11 protein-coding genes are annotated in these 16,567 nt (G+C 58.8%); 10 read left to right on the forward strand and 1 reads right to left on the reverse strand.

The window, feature by feature from the left end:
* Nucleotide 1: 1 nt before the first annotated feature.
* Nucleotides 2–256 carry a YdcH family protein gene (locus RHM56_RS12230; protein WP_322241480.1) on the reverse strand — a complete coding sequence of 85 codons (255 nt, stop codon included), beginning with the start codon at nucleotides 254–256 and terminating at the stop codon, nucleotides 2–4.
* A 568-nt stretch (nucleotides 257–824) separates the two neighbouring features.
* Here RHM56_RS12230 and bcsE point away from each other — a divergent pair.
* From bcsE to RHM56_RS12280, 10 genes are all read left to right on the forward strand, one after another.
* On the forward strand, nucleotides 825–2,369 hold the full coding sequence (gene bcsE / locus RHM56_RS12235; protein WP_322241481.1) for a cellulose biosynthesis protein BcsE: 1,545 nt from the start codon (nucleotides 825–827) through the stop codon (nucleotides 2,367–2,369).
* Complete coding sequence (gene bcsF, locus RHM56_RS12240; RefSeq protein WP_322241483.1) at nucleotides 2,366–2,566, forward strand: cellulose biosynthesis protein BcsF; 201 nt, start codon at nucleotides 2,366–2,368, stop codon at nucleotides 2,564–2,566. The genes bcsE and bcsF overlap by 4 nt, the downstream gene beginning before the upstream one ends.
* Nucleotides 2,553–4,199: a cellulose biosynthesis protein BcsG gene (bcsG, locus tag RHM56_RS12245; protein WP_322241485.1), complete on the forward strand. Its 1,647-nt coding sequence runs from the start codon at nucleotides 2,553–2,555 to the stop codon at nucleotides 4,197–4,199. Before bcsF ends, bcsG begins: the two co-directional genes overlap by 14 nt.
* Nucleotides 4,169–4,411 carry a cellulose biosynthesis protein BcsR gene (bcsR, locus tag RHM56_RS12250; protein ID WP_322241486.1) on the forward strand — a complete coding sequence of 81 codons (243 nt, stop codon included), beginning with the start codon at nucleotides 4,169–4,171 and terminating at the stop codon, nucleotides 4,409–4,411. Before bcsG ends, bcsR begins: the two co-directional genes overlap by 31 nt.
* Complete coding sequence (gene bcsQ / locus RHM56_RS12255) at nucleotides 4,408–5,130, forward strand: cellulose biosynthesis protein BcsQ (RefSeq protein ID WP_322241488.1); 723 nt, start codon at nucleotides 4,408–4,410, stop codon at nucleotides 5,128–5,130. Before bcsR ends, bcsQ begins: the two co-directional genes overlap by 4 nt.
* Nucleotides 5,127–7,730, forward strand: a complete 2,604-nt coding sequence (bcsA, locus tag RHM56_RS12260) for a UDP-forming cellulose synthase catalytic subunit (protein WP_322241489.1) — start codon at nucleotides 5,127–5,129, stop codon at nucleotides 7,728–7,730. Before bcsQ ends, bcsA begins: the two co-directional genes overlap by 4 nt.
* A complete protein-coding gene (bcsB, locus tag RHM56_RS12265) occupies nucleotides 7,727–10,048 on the forward strand; it encodes a cellulose biosynthesis cyclic di-GMP-binding regulatory protein BcsB (RefSeq protein ID WP_322241490.1) in 2,322 nt (773 codons plus the stop codon). Before bcsA ends, bcsB begins: the two co-directional genes overlap by 4 nt.
* A 41-nt stretch (nucleotides 10,049–10,089) precedes the next feature.
* Entirely contained in the window at nucleotides 10,090–13,620 is a 3,531-nt protein-coding gene (gene bcsC, locus RHM56_RS12270; protein ID WP_322241492.1) for a cellulose synthase complex outer membrane protein BcsC, read from the forward strand.
* 782 nt (nucleotides 13,621–14,402) lie between these two features.
* On the forward strand, nucleotides 14,403–16,061 hold the full coding sequence (locus RHM56_RS12275) for a nitrite/sulfite reductase (protein WP_322241493.1): 1,659 nt from the start codon (nucleotides 14,403–14,405) through the stop codon (nucleotides 16,059–16,061).
* Nucleotides 16,045–16,539 carry a DUF934 domain-containing protein gene (locus RHM56_RS12280; RefSeq protein ID WP_322241495.1) on the forward strand — a complete coding sequence of 165 codons (495 nt, stop codon included), beginning with the start codon at nucleotides 16,045–16,047 and terminating at the stop codon, nucleotides 16,537–16,539. The genes RHM56_RS12275 and RHM56_RS12280 overlap by 17 nt, the downstream gene beginning before the upstream one ends.
* The last annotated feature ends 28 nt before the right edge of the window (nucleotides 16,540–16,567 follow it).

The following is a 16,567-nucleotide window of genomic DNA, read 5'->3' on the forward strand; positions in this document are numbered from 1 at the left end:
GTCAGTCGTTATGGCCTTTTTCGGCCTGCACGTAGTCAGCGATTTGATCCTTGATTTTCAGCCGCTTGGCCTTGAGGTCGAGCAATGTATCGTCCGATACGCCAATCGCATTCTTGGCTTCAGCCTCAACGACGGCATCATCGGCGGCCTTGTATTTATTGACCAGCCCCAAAAAGTGGCCGTTTTGACCCTCAAGCTTTGCGGCTGCGTCTTTGGAGATATTCAAGTCCTGATACAAATCATGTTTAACGGGCATATCTGCACCTCATAGATATTTCGGTGACGACTGCAAACTCTGAGGATGAGTCTGCGAAAAAGGTTCCATCCTTGCTGAACCCCCTTAAGCAATAGCACGCAACCGGGCACTGAGAAAGTCGCCCGCCTGCTTTCGTCGCAAAGCCCCTCACCTGTCTCATCGCGTTTACACCTGCAAGCCCGCACATCTTGGCGTGTGTGCGGGTTTTTGCAGTCGACTTTCAGAAAGTCAATTTAATGACTCAAAACAACAAGATGATGTTTTTTTGACGATTCGCGTTTTAAATCATGGACTATGCTCACTTTTGTGTAGGAATATGTCCGCTTGAAACACGCCTGTAACGTGCGAGCAACGTTGGAAGCCGAGGAGTTTCAAGGGGTGTGCCCGTGTCACAGGATTTCGCCACAAGGATCACGTCGGCGTAAAACCAATCACCATTTGATTGACGCCAATAAAAAAAATAAAAGCTTCGAGGCGACAGATGATCGCCCTGCTAGCAGCGAACGAAAGGCTGTAAACACGCTCACAGCCATTCGTTCGTGAACCTCTAGGATGGGGGACGTAGCGATTGCTTTACATCAGCCTGGGTATCCACGGATTACTCGATCAACACATCGCTTTACGTACTGGCGGCTTGTACTGGGTTACGGTCGATCAGCCAACGGATGCCAAACGGCTGGTTCGCCAGTTTCTTGAGTGCATCCCCCCTGCCGTGCCCGCCTCGCTGATCGTCTGCGCCGATTCCGTGCAACACGTTATCAGTGACCTTGCCCCGGACCGCGGCCCTGACAAACTCAAGCTGTTTGAACTCGCGCCCAATGTGGTTGAGCGCGGGCTGAACACGCTGACCCGGGATCTGAGCCGCTCAGGCATCCCCCCCAACAGTCAGATTTTACTGGTTGCCCCTGCCAGCAGTTGGGCTGACACCACCACGGCAAAACACTTGCAGCGCTGGTGTGAAAACCTGCGCTCTTGGCTGCGAGACCGCCAAGTCACTTTGCTGGTGATCACCCAGGGTGAGGCCACGCGGCTACATGCCCAGCTTTTGCAACTCAATGAGCACTTGTCTGGCCTGAGCCAGTTGTACCGGCACAGCGGCGAAATTCGTTACCACGTGCACTTTTGGTATAACGACATGGGCGTCAGCGCCGGTCAGGAGTTCAAGCTCCAGATAGCAGACAACGCCTTGGCCCTGATCCCCGAACCCGTTGCCCTGACACCGCCTCGCGTGGCCGATGATCAGCACGTATACCTCGCCGAACGCGAAGTGCTTGAAGGCACCCCGCCGCTGTCCAAACACTGGTACCTGTTCAATGATCGCCAGGCGTTGCTCGAACACGCAGCCTCCGCCAGCGCCGCGACAGTCATCGTGGGCATCGACAGCAGCCATCAGTTACTGGATCTCGCGCAGCAACTGCACGACCTGCGCGAACACTGCGGCCCCGCGCTGAAGATAGTGGTTCGCGAACTTGAACCCGCGGTGCGTTATCGCGACGAGCGCCTGCTGCTGGCGTGCGGGGTCAACTTGATCGTGCCGGACGGCACCTTGCTCTCGCGGTTTTTGAGCATGATCGAAAGCGTTCAGGGCCAGCACTGGCAATACGCCCAGGGCACTGACTTTGCCACGTTGCTTGAGCGCCAGCGCCCGCCAGGTATCCGTGGCCTGGTGAGCCCGAATGAGTTTTTCACCGAGATAAAGCGCATTTATCAGGACAGCTCGGGAGAAGTGACCCATCAACTGGTCAAGTTCCAGCCGGTGCCCGGGCTCAAGCCAGCGCTGTTCTTGAATCAGATGTGCCTGCGTCGATACGGCGACTTCGCCTGTTTGTTCAACGATGACGTGTACCTGTTTCTGTTTGCCTGCCGCGCCGATGGCCTGGACCCCGCGCTGGGCAATATCTGTCGCTTGCCCTGGCGTGATCTGTTTTTACAGCGCCAAGTGCTGAGCAGCCCGGCTGATCTGGATGAGGCGGCCTTTATGCAAGAGGTATCAGTGCCTGAGCACCTGAGTATTCCCGTCGAAACCCTGGTCATGGCGCAACCGGCTGCCGGCAGCCACGCCCCGTTAAAACCGCAACGCATCACGTTGTCTGTCAGCGAGCCACAGCCATGACCTTTATGGAGCTTGTTCAACTCATCGGTTTGACCTGCGCAGTGAGCGTGCTGCTGACCCTGTTCTCGCAGCGTATTCGGCACTACCTCAAAGCGCATTTTGAACAGTACCTGCCGCCCCGTTTCCTGAAATCACGCGGTGTCAGGCGTCGTGCGCCCGCCAGCCCTTCGATGAGGGTGCCTGATGAACCCCTCTAAACCTGCTGAACCCGCGCAGCGAATGCCCGGTACTTGGCGCGGTCTGGGGGCGTGGAACCTGTATTTCCTGGCCAAGTTCTTATTGACCTGGACTGGCCACCTGAATTTTCAGGTACTGCCCAACCTGATCTTTGCACTGGTGTTGCTCATCCCCATCGCTCACCCGATGCTGCGCCGCGCCCGTACCTTGGTGGCCATCCCGGTGGCTGTCGCGCTGCTGTATCAGGACACCTGGTTCCCGCCCTTCAGCCGTTTGCTGGCACAACCCGGCGTACTGAATTTCTCATTTGATTACATCGTCGAACTGCTGGGCCGTTTCATCGACTGGCAAGTGACGGCCATGTTGTTGCTGCTAGGGGTGGGCTATGTGTTCCTCAGTCCCTGGCTGCGCCTGACCACCCTGACCCTGGCGGGCTTTGCTTGGCTGAGCCTGGGCAGCTTGCAGTGGTTGCTGCCTCCCGCAACCGTGCAGCCTATGGCCAGCACCCAGCCCGGCAGCGCCACACCTGCCAACAGCGTGGGTGAACCGGACGATGCAACACTTAACCGCTACCTGGACACGTTCTACCAGACCGAAGCCCAACGTAAGGTCGAGTTCAAGGAGCCGACCGTTAAACCCCCGCCGTTTGACTTGCTGGTCATCAACATTTGTTCATTGGCCTGGGACGACCTCGACACGGTGGGCTTGCGCAACAACACACTGTTCAGTCAGATGGACGTGATTTTTGACAACTTCAACTCAGCCACCGCCTACAGCGGTCCGGCCGCCATTCGCCTGTTACGCGCCAGTTGCGGGCAAACCTCACACGCTCAGTTGTACAAGCCTCCAGCCGATCAGTGCCTGTTGTTCGACGACTTGCGCAAGCTCGGTTTCTCAGATGAGTTGATGCTCAACCACACCGGCGAGTTCGATGGCTTTCTGCAAGAAGTGCGCGATCAGGGGCAATTGCCGCCGCCTGCGCTGGGCGTGATTCCGACCGGTTTACCGCGTACCTACGTCGGCTTTGATGGATCACCGATCTGGCGTGACCGCGACGTGCTGAGCAAATGGTGGCAGCACCGCCTGGCCACAGACCAGCCCAACATGGCGCTGTTCTACAACACCACCAGCCTGCATGACGGTAATCGACAGGTGACAGCCGATGGAGGTACTCAACCGGCGGACTACAGCAGCCGGGCTCAGGTGCTGCTTGACGACCTGAATGTGTTCCTTAAGGAACTGCAAAAAAGCGGGCGCCGGGTGGTGGTCGCCATCGTCCCTGAACATGGCGCCGCATTACATGGCGACCGGATGCAGATTTCCGGCATGCGTGAAATCCCCAGTGACGCCATCACCCATGTGCCTGTGGGCCTCAAGCTGATCAACATGGGTGACAACGGCCAGACGGCGCCGGTGCATGTTGCTCAGCCAAGCAGCTACCTGGCCATCGCTGAAATCATTGCGCGCCTGTATGCCGACCCGGCGCTGAGCAATGGTCAGGCGGTGGACTGGTCGGCCTTGCTGACTGACCTGCCGCAAACCGCAAAAGTATCGGAGAACTCAGGCACCGTCGTGCTCGATTACAACGGCAAGCCCTATGTGCGAATCAAGGAGAACGGCGGATGGCTACCCTACCCACAGCAACTCAAGTAAGCGCCGATATTCTGTCGCGCAATGAGCGCGCCGATGACATTGAACGGCTTAAGTCGATGATGGATTTACCGACACTGGCCTACGTCGACATCTCGGCGCAGATGGAGCTGTTACAGGCGCTTGAACGCTGGCCATTGCTGGCACACCTTGAAGCGCGCAATCGCCTGCCTGAGCCTACCGAGCTGCAAAAAACCATGGACGACACGCCATGATTGCCATGAGCCTTCAAGGCATTCGCGGCGGCGTGGGCACCAGCACCACGCTGGCCGCGCTGGGCTTTGCGCTGAGTGCACTGGGGCAAAAAGTGCTGGTGGTCGACATGTGCCCGGAAAACGCCCTTGGCCTGCACTTCAACCTTGATTACGCGCCCGCCGAAGGCTGGGCCCGCGCGACAGTGGATCAAACGCCTTGGTATGAGCACGCCTGGAACATCGAACCCGGTCTGGACGTGCTGCCCTACGGCACCCTGGCCGATGTCGAACAGTTGCAACTCGACATCTTGCTGCGTGATCACCCGCAATTGTGGGCCAAGCATCAGGCCAGCCTGGCCGACAGTGTTGATTGGGTGCTCTTTGACTTGCCGCAACGCTTGCCGGGCCATGCTGCCAGCCCGCGCTGTGAGATTGCGCTCAACGTGCTGAACCTGGACGCGGCGAGCCATGTGCTGTTACAGCCTCGACGCAACAGCCCGCAGCGTTTGCTGGTCAATCGTTATGATCCTGCCAGCCAGTTACAGCGCGATTTGTTGCTGCTTTGGCAGCGTCACTATGCGCAGACCTTGCTGCCGATCCATTTGCACGCTGACGAAGCCATGGCCGAAGCCTTAGCCAGGCGCGAGCCCGCTGGCCGCTATGCGCCCGGCAGCCTGATCGCCCAAGACCTCATTAGCCTGGCCAGTTGGTGCCTGTTGCGTGGCGGGAGGCTTGAATGAGAGCCCGCCTGTTTCCCTATGCGCGCTTGCGCCGTGATCAAAACTGCACCCGCTTCACCGCCTTCATCCTGGCGCTGATTCAGGCCTGTGGCTGGATTTTTCTGCGCCTTGAATCACCCGCGTGGCAGGCATTGCGCGCACAACATCGACAGCTGTACCCGCATCTGGCAGACAAACGCGCAACCATTGGCGATCCGCTGCGTTACGTGATCCAGACCGTGTGGCTGTTGCTGGTGCGTCCGGCTGCACAAACCCTGCCTCAGCGCCAACGTACACGGCGGCGTCTCAAGGGTTACCTGAAGGCTGTGCTCGGTATTGTGCAGCGGCCCTGGAACCTGCTGTCGGATGCTTTTGAACAGTTGCCAACGGCGATCAGCCCGCAAGTGCGCAAAGGTTCGCGCTGGTGGGCCGCCATGCACTGGCCAATGCGCAAACTGCTGTATATCGCCATCGGGGCGCTGGTAGCGGTGCTGATTTTTATCTGTGTGACCGAACCCTTCGGTTACCTGGCGCAACTGGTGTTTGTGGTGCTGTTGTGGGCCATTGCGATGCTGGTGCGGCGAATGCCGGGGCGTTTTCCGACGCTGTTGCTGATCGCGCTGTCGGTGATCATCTCGTGCCGCTATTTATGGTGGCGCTACACCTCGACCCTGAACTGGAGCGACAACCTGGATCTGGCCTGCGGCCTGATTTTGCTGCTGGCCGAGACGTATTCCTGGATGGTCCTGATTTTGGGGTATGTGCAGACCTCGTGGCCGCTAAACCGCAAGCCCGCGCAACTGCCGCCTGACCCAAACCTGTGGCCGACGGTCGATCTGTTGATCCCCACCTATAACGAAGAGCTGTCGGTGACCCGAGGCACGGTGTACGCCGCACTGGGCATTGACTGGCCCAAGGACAAGCTGCGCATTCATTTGCTGGATGACGGCAACCGCGCCAGCTTCAAGACGTTTGCCGAGGAAGTGGGCATCAACTACATCGCCCGTACCGACAACCGCCACGCCAAGGCTGGCAACCTCAACCATGCGCTGACCCAGATCGACGGTGAACTGGTGGCCATTTTTGACTGTGACCACATGCCCGCCCGCTCCTTTTTGCAATTGACCACGGGCTGGTTTTTACGCGATCCCAAACTGGCGCTGGTGCAAACCCCGCACCACTTCCTGTCGCCGGATCCGTTTGAACGCAACCTCGGCACCTTTCGCAATCGCCCCAACGAAGGCGAGCTGTTTTATGGCTTGGTGCAGGACGGCAACGACATGTGGAACGCGGCGTTTTTCTGCGGCTCGTGCGCCATCGTGCGGCGCACGGCGATTGATTCGATTGGTGGCTTTGCTGTCGAAACCGTCACCGAAGACGCCCACACCGCCTTGCGTTTGCACCGCAACGGTTGGAACTCGGCCTATCTGCGCATTCCCCAAGCGGCCGGGCTGGCCACCGAAAGCCTCTCAGCGCATATCGGCCAGCGCATTCGCTGGGCGCGGGGCATGGTGCAGATATTCCGCACTGACAACCCGTTGCTGGGCAAAGGCCTGACGGTGTTCCAGCGGGTGTGCTACGCCAACGCCATGCTGCACTTTCTGGTGGGGCTGCCGCGGTTGGTGTTCCTGACAGCTCCCTTGGCGTTCCTGTTGCTGCACGCCTACATCATCTACGCCCCGGCCTTGATGATTCTGCTCTACGTATTGCCGCACATGATTCATGCCAGCCTGACCAACTCGCGCATGCAAGGCGCTTATCGCCAGACATTCTGGGGGGAGGTCTACGAAACAGTCCTGGCCTGGTACATCGCCCGGCCTACCACGGTAGCCATGTTCAGCCCCTCGCGTGGCAAGTTCAACGTGACGGCCAAGGGCGGGATGATGGAAGAAAACCAGTTCGACTGGCAGACCGCCAAGCCGTATCTGGTGCTGTCCGTGCTCAATGTGCTCGGCCTCGGGTTTGCTGTATGGCGGCTGTTTACTGGGCCGACAGATGAAATCATCACCATTATCGTCAGTGTGTTGTGGGTCATTTATAACCTGCTGATCATTGGCGCTGCCGTAGCCGTAGCGGCTGAAGTGCGCCAGGTTCGGCATACCCACCGTGTGCAAACCCGCTTGCCGGGCGCGATCAAACTGGCCGACGGCCACCGCTACCCCTGCGAACTGGTGGACTACTCCGATGGTGGTGTCGGCTTGTTGCTCAACCAACCGATTGCGCTACCCATCGGCTCGCAGGTGTCGCTGATCCTTCAGCGCGGCAACCGCGAGTTTGTGTTTACCGGCAGTCTGACGCGCTCCCATGACTTGTTTATGGGGTTGAACTTCGCCCAGTTGCCGGCCGAGCAAAAGATCGAATTCGTGCAGTGCACGTTTGGCCGGGCAGATGCCTGGCTCGATCACAACAGTGGATTTGAAGCCGACAAGCCGATTCAGAGCCTCAGGGAAATCCTCGCCCTGGGTGCCAAAGGCTACTACCGCCTTTACGAATACCTGCCTGCGTGGTTGCGCCATCTGGCACGGCCCTTTGTGCGAGTGCTGCAGTGGCTGGGCAGCTTCTTTCCGCGCATGCCCAAAGCATCCACCCCCCTTATTTCCCGGCCAGTGAGCAGATCATGAGTCGATTCTTAAAAAAAACATGCTTCACCGGCCTCGCGCTAATAGCTTTTGTTTCAGAGCTGATGGCTGCCCCTTTGCCTTTACCGACTGTCGGGCCTGCGCCGCTGCCCAAACCCCCGGCGCTGGAAAGCACTGATCCGCTGCCGAGCTGGACAGTGACCCGCACCTTCGAACAATTGGGGCGCCCGGCCGACACGTTGCTGCTGGGCATCAACAGTGCCGAACAAGTGGAGTTCACCCTGCGCCGCGACCGGATCGCCAGCGATGCCAGCCTGCAACTGGACTACACGCCCTCGCCTTCACTGATCCCGACGCTGTCGCATATCCGGGTCTACTTGAATGACGTGCTGATGGGCGTGCTGCCTATCGAAAAAGAGCAATTGGGGCGTCAGACCCGTCAGAAAATGGCCCTCGACCCGCGACTGATCTCGGACTTCAACCGCATTCGCCTGGAGTTCATCGGGCATTACACCGACATCTGCGAAGACCCGGCCAACAACACCTTGTGGGTCAATATCAGCCGAGGCAGCAGCATCACCCTGCAAGAGCAGGCGTTGAGCCTGACCAATGACCTGGCGTATTTCCCGCTGCCATTCTTTGACCCGCGCAACAGCGGCAAACTGGAGTTGCCGTTCGTGTTTGCTGCCAACCCGACCCTGGGCGAACAACGCGCCGCCGCCATTTTGGCCTCCTACTTCGGCAGCCAGGCCAACTGGCGCGGCTCGACATTCCCGGTGGCGTTTGACGCACTGCCCAGCGTGCAAAGCAAAGAGGCCACCCAGCCTTCGGTGGTGTTTGCCACCAACGACCACCGCCCGGCGTTCATGAGTGATCGGGAGAAATTTCCGGCCGTTGATGCACCCGTGGTGGCGTTAATTGACCACCCGGACGCGCCCTACAGCAAAGTATTGCTGGTGATGGGCCGCAACGAAGAAGACCTGACCACGGCGGCAAAGGCCCTGGCCTTGGGTGGTAACTTGTTGCGCGGCTCACGCGTCACCATCGACAACGTTCAGGCGTTGCAGCCGCGCAAGCCTTACGACGCCCCGGCCTGGATGCGCACTGATCGCCCGGTGCGTTTTGCCGAGCTGATTACCTACCCACAACAACTGCAAGTCAGCGGATTACAGCCACGCCCCATTACGCTGGACGTGAACCTGCCACCAGACCTGTTTGTGTGGCGCAACCAGGGGATTCCGCTGCGCACCCAATACCGGTACACCGCGCCATCGGCCAATGATGATTCGCGCTTGAACATCAGCCTCAATGATCAGTTCATCACCAGCCTGCCGTTGTTGCGCAAAGACACCAGCAGCTTTGAAGAGCTGCGGTTGTCGGTGTTGTCCAATGACTCGGCCAACGTCAACGACAAACTGATTGTGCCGTCGCTGAAAATTGGCGACCGCAACCGCCTGCGTTTCGACTTCAACTTCGCCAGTACCGTGGGCAGCGCCCAGCGTGATCGTTGCCAGACTATTCTGCCGGCCAACACCCAGGCGATCATCGACGAAGACTCCACCATCGACCTGTCCGGGTATCACCACTACATCAGCATGCCGGACCTCAAGGCATTTGCGCGCAGCGGTTTCCCGTTCAGCCGTATGGCCGATCTGTCGGAATCGATCGTGGTGGTGCCGAGCACAGGCACCGCCACGCAAATCAGCACCTTGCTAGAAGCTATCGCGAGTATTTCGGCCCGTTCTGGCTATCCGGCCTTTGGCGTGCGCTTGAGCGATGATTGGCAATCGGCCTCCAAGGAAGATGTCGACCTGCTGCTACTGGGCGAAATGGCCCCCGAAATGCGTGATAACCCGGACCTGAGCCTGTTGTTGCAACGCCAGCACGACATGCTGGTTCAGCCTTACGGCAACAGCACCCTCGACGCCACCAACCGCCGTGGCCCTTCAATCGATGGGCGCAACCAGCCAGCCAACCGCATTCAAGTCACCGCCCACGCCCCTATCGCGGCCATGGTCGGCATGCAGTCGCCGACCCATGAGCAGCGCAGCATTGTGGCGTTACTGGGCAATGACGATGCCGACTACAGCCTGCTGCGCGATGCGCTCAGCGACAGCGGAAAAATGGACGCGGTGGCGGGTTCAGTGGCGTTGATTCGCAGCAGCGGCATTTACAGCCAACTGGTCGGTGATCAGTACTACGTCGGCAATCTGCCGTGGTACCTGCTGCTGTGGTATCAGCTGTCCGAGCACCCAGTGTTGCTGGCCGTGCTCGCCGTTATCAGCGTATTGCTGAGCGCCTTTCTGCTGTGGCGTGCCCTGAGCTGGGCCGCGAACCGCCGCCTGCATAAGGACGACTGACCGGTGAATGGCCTGCGTGGGACAACGACAAGAGTTAACACATGCAAAGACTAATGACATGGGCATTTTTGCTCGGTGGCCTGTCCACTGTAGCCATGGCGCAACCGGTCAACGTGCAAGACCAGCAACAGTGGCTGCTGGAGCAAGTACGCATTGGCGAGGCCTTGTATCAGGAAGACCTGGTGCGTGACTCGCTGGCGCGACTCTGGCTGATTGCCCCCGACAACCCCCAAGCGTTGGCGGCGTCAGTACGTCAGGCCTTGCTGGACAAGAACCCGGCATTGGCCAAACAACGCCTTGACCGGCTGCAACAGTTGGCGCCTGACTCGGCGGCGCTGCGTCAGGCCCAAAACCTGATGAAGCTGCAAGACCCGCAAAGCCAGAAACAATTGCAGCAGGCGCGCCTGTTTGCCGCTGCTGGCCGCCCCGAGGAAGCCGCTGCGATCTTTGAGCAACTGTTCGGCAATGACCCGCCGGACTTCACCACCACCTTGGAATACCTGCGCATTCGCAGCAACATTGTCGGGCAACGTCCGCGGGTGATTGACCAACTTAAAGCGCTGGACGTGCAGTACCCGGGCAATATCGGACTGCGCCAAACCTTGGCGGATTTGCTGTTTCGCGAAAAACGCGAAGCCGAGGCGCTGGTGGTCTTGCACCAATTGTCAACCAACCCCATTGCCAGCAGCGCCGCTGCACAACGTGAATATGAGTACCTGAGCACGTTGCCGGTCGACCGTTCCACCACGCTGGCCTGGCAAGCGTATCTACAGCGCTATCCACGCTCCCCAGTACTGACCGACGCCACTCAAAAACTTCAGGACCAGCAGCGCTTGCTCAGCGACCCGGCCTGGGTTGCGGGGGCTCAAGGCAAGCAGATGATTGAGCAGTCGCGCAATCCGGCTGCCGCCGAAGGCCTGTTGCGCCGGGCACTCAAGCAGTACCCCGATGACCCTACCCTGTACGGCGCGTTGGGCATGGCCTTGTTTCGGCAAAGCCGGTATGACACCGCCAACGCCGCGTTCACCACGGCGCGCAGCAAAGAGCAAGACACCTCCAACATCAGCAAATGGCAAGACCTTATGGACGCCAGCCGCTATCGGATGCTGCTGACTCAAGGTGAGAAAGCTTTGCAGCGAAACGACTTCAACGCCGCGCGCAACGCCTACCAACAGGCACGCCGGGCCAAACCCCGGGATGCTGACCCGCTGATCGGACTGGCCGACGTGGCCCTGGCTCAGCACGACACCGTTCAGGCCGAAACCTTATTGCTCCAGGCCCGACGCCTGGAGCCCGGCAATGGCAGTGCCGTGCGCGGACTGGTGCGGCTGTACGCAGCGCAGTCGCCGGACAAGGCCAAGCAGTTTCTGGATAGCTTGCCACCTGCCCGGCAGAAAGAATTTGCCGCTGCTCGGCAAAGCCTGGAACTGGACGAACTGAACCGGCAGGCCGATGCGGCCAGCGAGCGTCAAGACTGGCCGCGCGTGGTCGCGCTGCTCAGCAAAATCCGCAACCTGACCCCTGATGAGCCGTGGCTGACCTATCGACTGGCCAATGCTCAGCGCTCGATCAATCAACCTGGCGCGGCCGACGACAGCTTCAAGCAGTTGATGCAGCGTCAGGGCAAAAACCCTGAAGCGCTATACGCCTACGCGCTTTACCTGTCCAACTCCGACCGCGATGCCAGCGCCTTGAGCGTGCTGGAACAACTGCCCAAAGCGCAGTGGACCGATTCGATGCGTGAACTGGATGCCCGCCTGCAACGCAACGTGCTGCTGGCACGCGCCGACAGCCTGCGCAAAGCTGGTCAAGAGGCGCAAGCGATTGCCTTGCTGATGCAAAAGCCTGACAACGACGACCTTCTGACGCTCGCTGGCTGGGCGCAAGAGCGCAAGGACTTCCCCCAAGCGCAAAAACTCTATGCTCAGGTACTGCGCCAGGACCCGGGCAACACCGACGCACGCCTGGGGCAAATCGAGACCCTGATTGACAGCCAGCAACTGGACGCTGCCCGGCGCCAGCTTGAACCGTTCAAACCTGCACCAGGTACGCCATTGACGCCTGCGCAGCAACGGCAAGTGGCCAATGCCTGGGCCGCCGTTGGCGAACCTGACAAAGCGCAGGCCCTGTATGCCGAGCTGCTGAAAAGCCCGCAAGTCGACCCGCTGATGTACCGCGATGCGGCACGCCTGATGTCCGCCAAACAGCCGCAACCCGCGTTGGACAACTACGCCAAAGGCATGGCCAGCGCCGGACTGCTGACCCCGGCACAGGCCAACCCCCGTGACAATCGCGCCATGACCCTGGCCAGCCGTGAAAAAGACGACGACCCATGGTTGGCCCGCAGCCTGCGCAGCGACGTGGATGAACTGTATCAGCGGCAAAATCCGACCCTGCACCTGTACACCGACTACGGCTGGCGGGCGGACGATGCTTCGCCGGGCACCTCCGATACCGATACCCGGACCACCATCCTGCAATTGGACGTACCGATCGCCGATGGCAGCGGTTTTGTGCGGGCTGAGCAGATCGACATGGATGCGGGCAAATTCGACGCTGACGAAGACGGCTATGTGCGCGAGAACTACGGCACCTGCGCCGTGGCAATCAACCGCAAAGGCACTGATGGGCCGAATTTTTCCGGCTGTGATGACCGTTCACAGTCAGCCCGAGGCACCACCCTGGCGGCCGGTTGGAAAAACCAAACCTGGAATGTCGACATCGGCCGCACTCCTGACACCTTCAAAGTGCCCAATTGGCTCGGGGGGGTGGCGTACAGCAGCAAAATAGGCTCCGTGGGCTGGACCTTGACCGGCTCGCGGCACCCGATGAGCAACTCGATCCTGTCGTATGCCGGTGCGACAGACCCCAATACCGGGGTGACGTGGGGCGGTGTCACCTCCAACGGCCTGACCTTGAGCCTGAGCCATGATGAGGGCGGAGTTGACGGCGTATGGGCGAGTTTTGGCCAACACTGGTTGCGCGGTAAAAACGTCGAAGACAACCACAAAAACACCGCTATGGCCGGTTACTACTATCGGCTGGTCGAACGTGCCGATGAGCGCATGCGCACCGGTTTGACGGTGATGTACTGGAGTTATGACAAAGACCTGAGTGAGTACACCCTGGGTCAGGGTGGGTATTACAGCCCGCAGCAATACTTCTCGGTCGGCGTGCCGCTCAACTACGCGTGGCGCACCTCTAACTGGTCGGTGTCACTGGAAAGCTCGGTGGGTTGGTCGTTTGCAAAGACCCAATCCAACGATCTTTACCCGCTGAGTGGGCTCAACGACAAGATTTTGAATGTCGTTGATGAGGAAGGTTTCAAACTGGCCGAACCCCTGGGGCAAACCTCGGGTGGGAGCAGTAACGGGATTGGCATACGCCTGCAAGGGCTGGTTGAGCGTAGGCTGTCGGATAACCTCGTATTGGGCGGTGGGTTGCTATATCAGCACAGTGAAGGCTATGCCCCGAGCCGGGCCATGCTTTACCTGCGTTACACCTTTGATACCTGGCAAGGCAATCTGCCTTTGCCGGTACAGCCGTTGATTCCTTATGCGGATTTCAGGTAGCCGTTCAGTGACGCAGCGCCCCTGTGGGAGCGGGCTTGCCCGCGATGGTATCGACCATTTTGTGATTGCGGATGTGGGAACGCGGACTTTGTAGCCGCTGAGGAGCGCAGCGAGGCTGCGATCTGGCTGGTGCGCCACTGCGACGCAGCGGCAGCGCCTCTAAGGTTTCATGTACATATCCATTTGATTTGTTGAGGCTTTTACGGGTTTCGCCCTTACGGCGAGGCACTTTTGCCAAACAGCCACAACCCAACACGGCTCTCCCGGCATCCATGCCGGTCGACCCACTACGCAGAACCTACACTCGGCCTCCCGAAGTCGCGGGTAGATCAAGATCACAAGCCAGATCAAAAACAGGGTCCGCGGGGAACACAGAATTTGTAGTCGCTGAGGAGCGCAGCGAGGCTGCGATCGCGCTCATCCGTTTACGAATGGCTGCTCCAAAACACGGCGGCAGCCGCGACCAGGATGATTAGAAACAGAATGGCCCATGCATCGACCTTGCTCGCAGTTTTACGCACTTTGACGGGAGTATTCATCGCATCGCCTTTTTTCGGTTTTATGGGTGAATGCTTAGATAACTGCCTTTGAGTTAAGCCCAACAATGCCCTTTCAACAAGTAAGTGATTGAGAATCAACCTCTTATAGTTGTTTTGGTTCTTTGCATATGCTTAAACATCACTTTTGCGCATAACTACAAACTGGTATCGTGCCACCGCTCCGTGGGGAGTGCGCGGCCGTGCGCGCAGATAAGCTGTTAGCAGCCTGAGAACAGGACCTATATGTACGTATATGACGAGTACGATCAGCGGATCATCGAGGACCGCGTAAAGCAGTTCCGAGATCAGACCCGACGCTATCTGGCAGGGGAGCTGAGCGAAGAAGAGTTCCGCCCTCTGCGCCTGCAAAATGGCCTTTATGTTCAACGTTTTGCCCCAATGCTGCGGGTCGCTGTGCCGTATGGCCAGTTGACGTCGCGTCAAGCGCGAATGATGGCAAAGATTGCCCGCGACTATGACAAGGGTTATGCCCATATCAGTACCCGCCAGAACGTGCAGTTCAACTGGCCGGCACTGGAAGACATTCCGGACATTCTGGAAGAGCTGGCCACCGTGCAAATGCACGCCATCCAGACCAGCGGTAACTGCCTGCGTAACGTCACTACTGACCAGTTTGCCGGTGTTGCGGCTGACGAGTTGATTGACTCGCGCCCATGGTGCGAGATCGTTCGTCAATGGACGACTTTCCACCCGGAATTCGCCTACCTGCCGCGCAAGTTCAAGATTGCGATCAATGGCTCGGCGTCTGACCGTGCAGCGATCGAAGTGCACGACATTGGCCTGGAACCAGTGTTCAACGAAGCCGGTGAGTTGGGCTTCCGCGTACTGGTCGGTGGCGGCCTGGGCCGTACTCCGGTGGTTGGCGCATTCATTAATGAGTTCCTGCCGTGGCCGGACTTGTTGAGTTACCTCGAAGCCATCCTGCGGGTTTATAACCGCTATGGCCGTCGTGACAACAAGTACAAGGCCCGCATCAAGATCCTGGTAAAAGCCCTGACCCCTGAAGTGTTCGCTGAGCGTGTCGAATCCGAAATGGTTCACCTGCGCGGCGGCTCCAATACCCTGACCGAAGCTGAAGTTCAGCGTATTGCCAAGCACTTCGTGGACCCGGACTACAAAGCCCTGCCAGACTTCGGCGCTGAACTGGCTGAACTCGACACGCAGCACCCAGGCTTTGCTCGCTGGCGGAGCCGCAATACCCTGGCGCATAAAAAGCCGGGCTATGTGGCCGTTACCCTGTCGCTCAAGCCGACTGGCGTAGCGCCGGGCGACGTGACCGACAAGCAGTGGGACGGCATCGCCGATATGGCCGACCGTTACAGCTTCGGCCAGTTGCGCACCTCTCACGAGCAAAACATCATCTTGGCCGATGTTGAAGAGAACCAACTGTTCGCCATGTGGGGCGAGTTGCGCGAGCAAGGTTTCGCCACGCCGAACATTGGTTTGCTGACCGACATGATCTGCTGCCCTGGCGGCGATTTCTGCTCGCTGGCCAACGCCAAGTCGATCCCGATTGCCGAGTCGATCCAGCGTCGCTTTGAAGACCTGGACTATCTGTTCGACATCGGCGAGCTGGATCTCAACATCTCCGGTTGCATGAACGCCTGTGGTCACCACCACGTCGGTCACATCGGGATCTTGGGCGTGGACAAAAAAGGCGCCGAGTTCTACCAGGTTTCCCTGGGCGGCAGCGCCAGCCGTGACGCCAGCCTGGGCAAGATCCTCGGCCCATCGTTCGCGCAAGAAGACATGCCGGATGTGATTGAAAAGCTGATCGACGTGTATGTTGAAAAACGCAACGAAGACGAGCGTTTCATCGACACGTATCAACGTATCGGCATCGACCCTTTCAAGGAGCGCGTCTATGCAGCGAATCATTAAGAACAACGAAGTCATCGACGAAACCTGGCACTTGCTGCCCAAAGACGCGAGCTTCGATGGTATTTCCAACTGCGACGACCTGATCGTTCCGTTGGCTTTGTGGCGCGAGCATGCTCATGCACTCAAGGCCCGCGATGGCGGCTTGGGTGTGTGGCTGGACAGCGATGAAGAAGCCGAAGAAATTGGCCAAGACGTGGCGAACTTCCAGGTGATTGCCTTGAACTTCCCCGCCTTCACCGATGGACGCAGCTACTCCAACGCCCGTCTGCTGCGTGACCGTTATGGTTTCAAGGGTGAATTGCGAGCGATTGGTGATGTATTGCGCGACCAGTTGTTCTATCTGCACCGCTGCGGGTTCGACGCGTTTGCTATTCGCGCCGACAAAGATCCGTATGAAGCGCTGCAAGGCCTTAAAGACTTTTCGGTGACTTACCAGTCGTCGACGGATGAACCGATGCCGCTGTTCCGGCGTCGTTGATCCGCAGAAAGGTTCTGGGTCATCTGAT

The sequence above is a fragment of the Pseudomonas sp. CCC3.1 genome (assembly GCF_034347405.1).
GTDB lineage: Bacteria > Pseudomonadota > Gammaproteobacteria > Pseudomonadales > Pseudomonadaceae > Aquipseudomonas.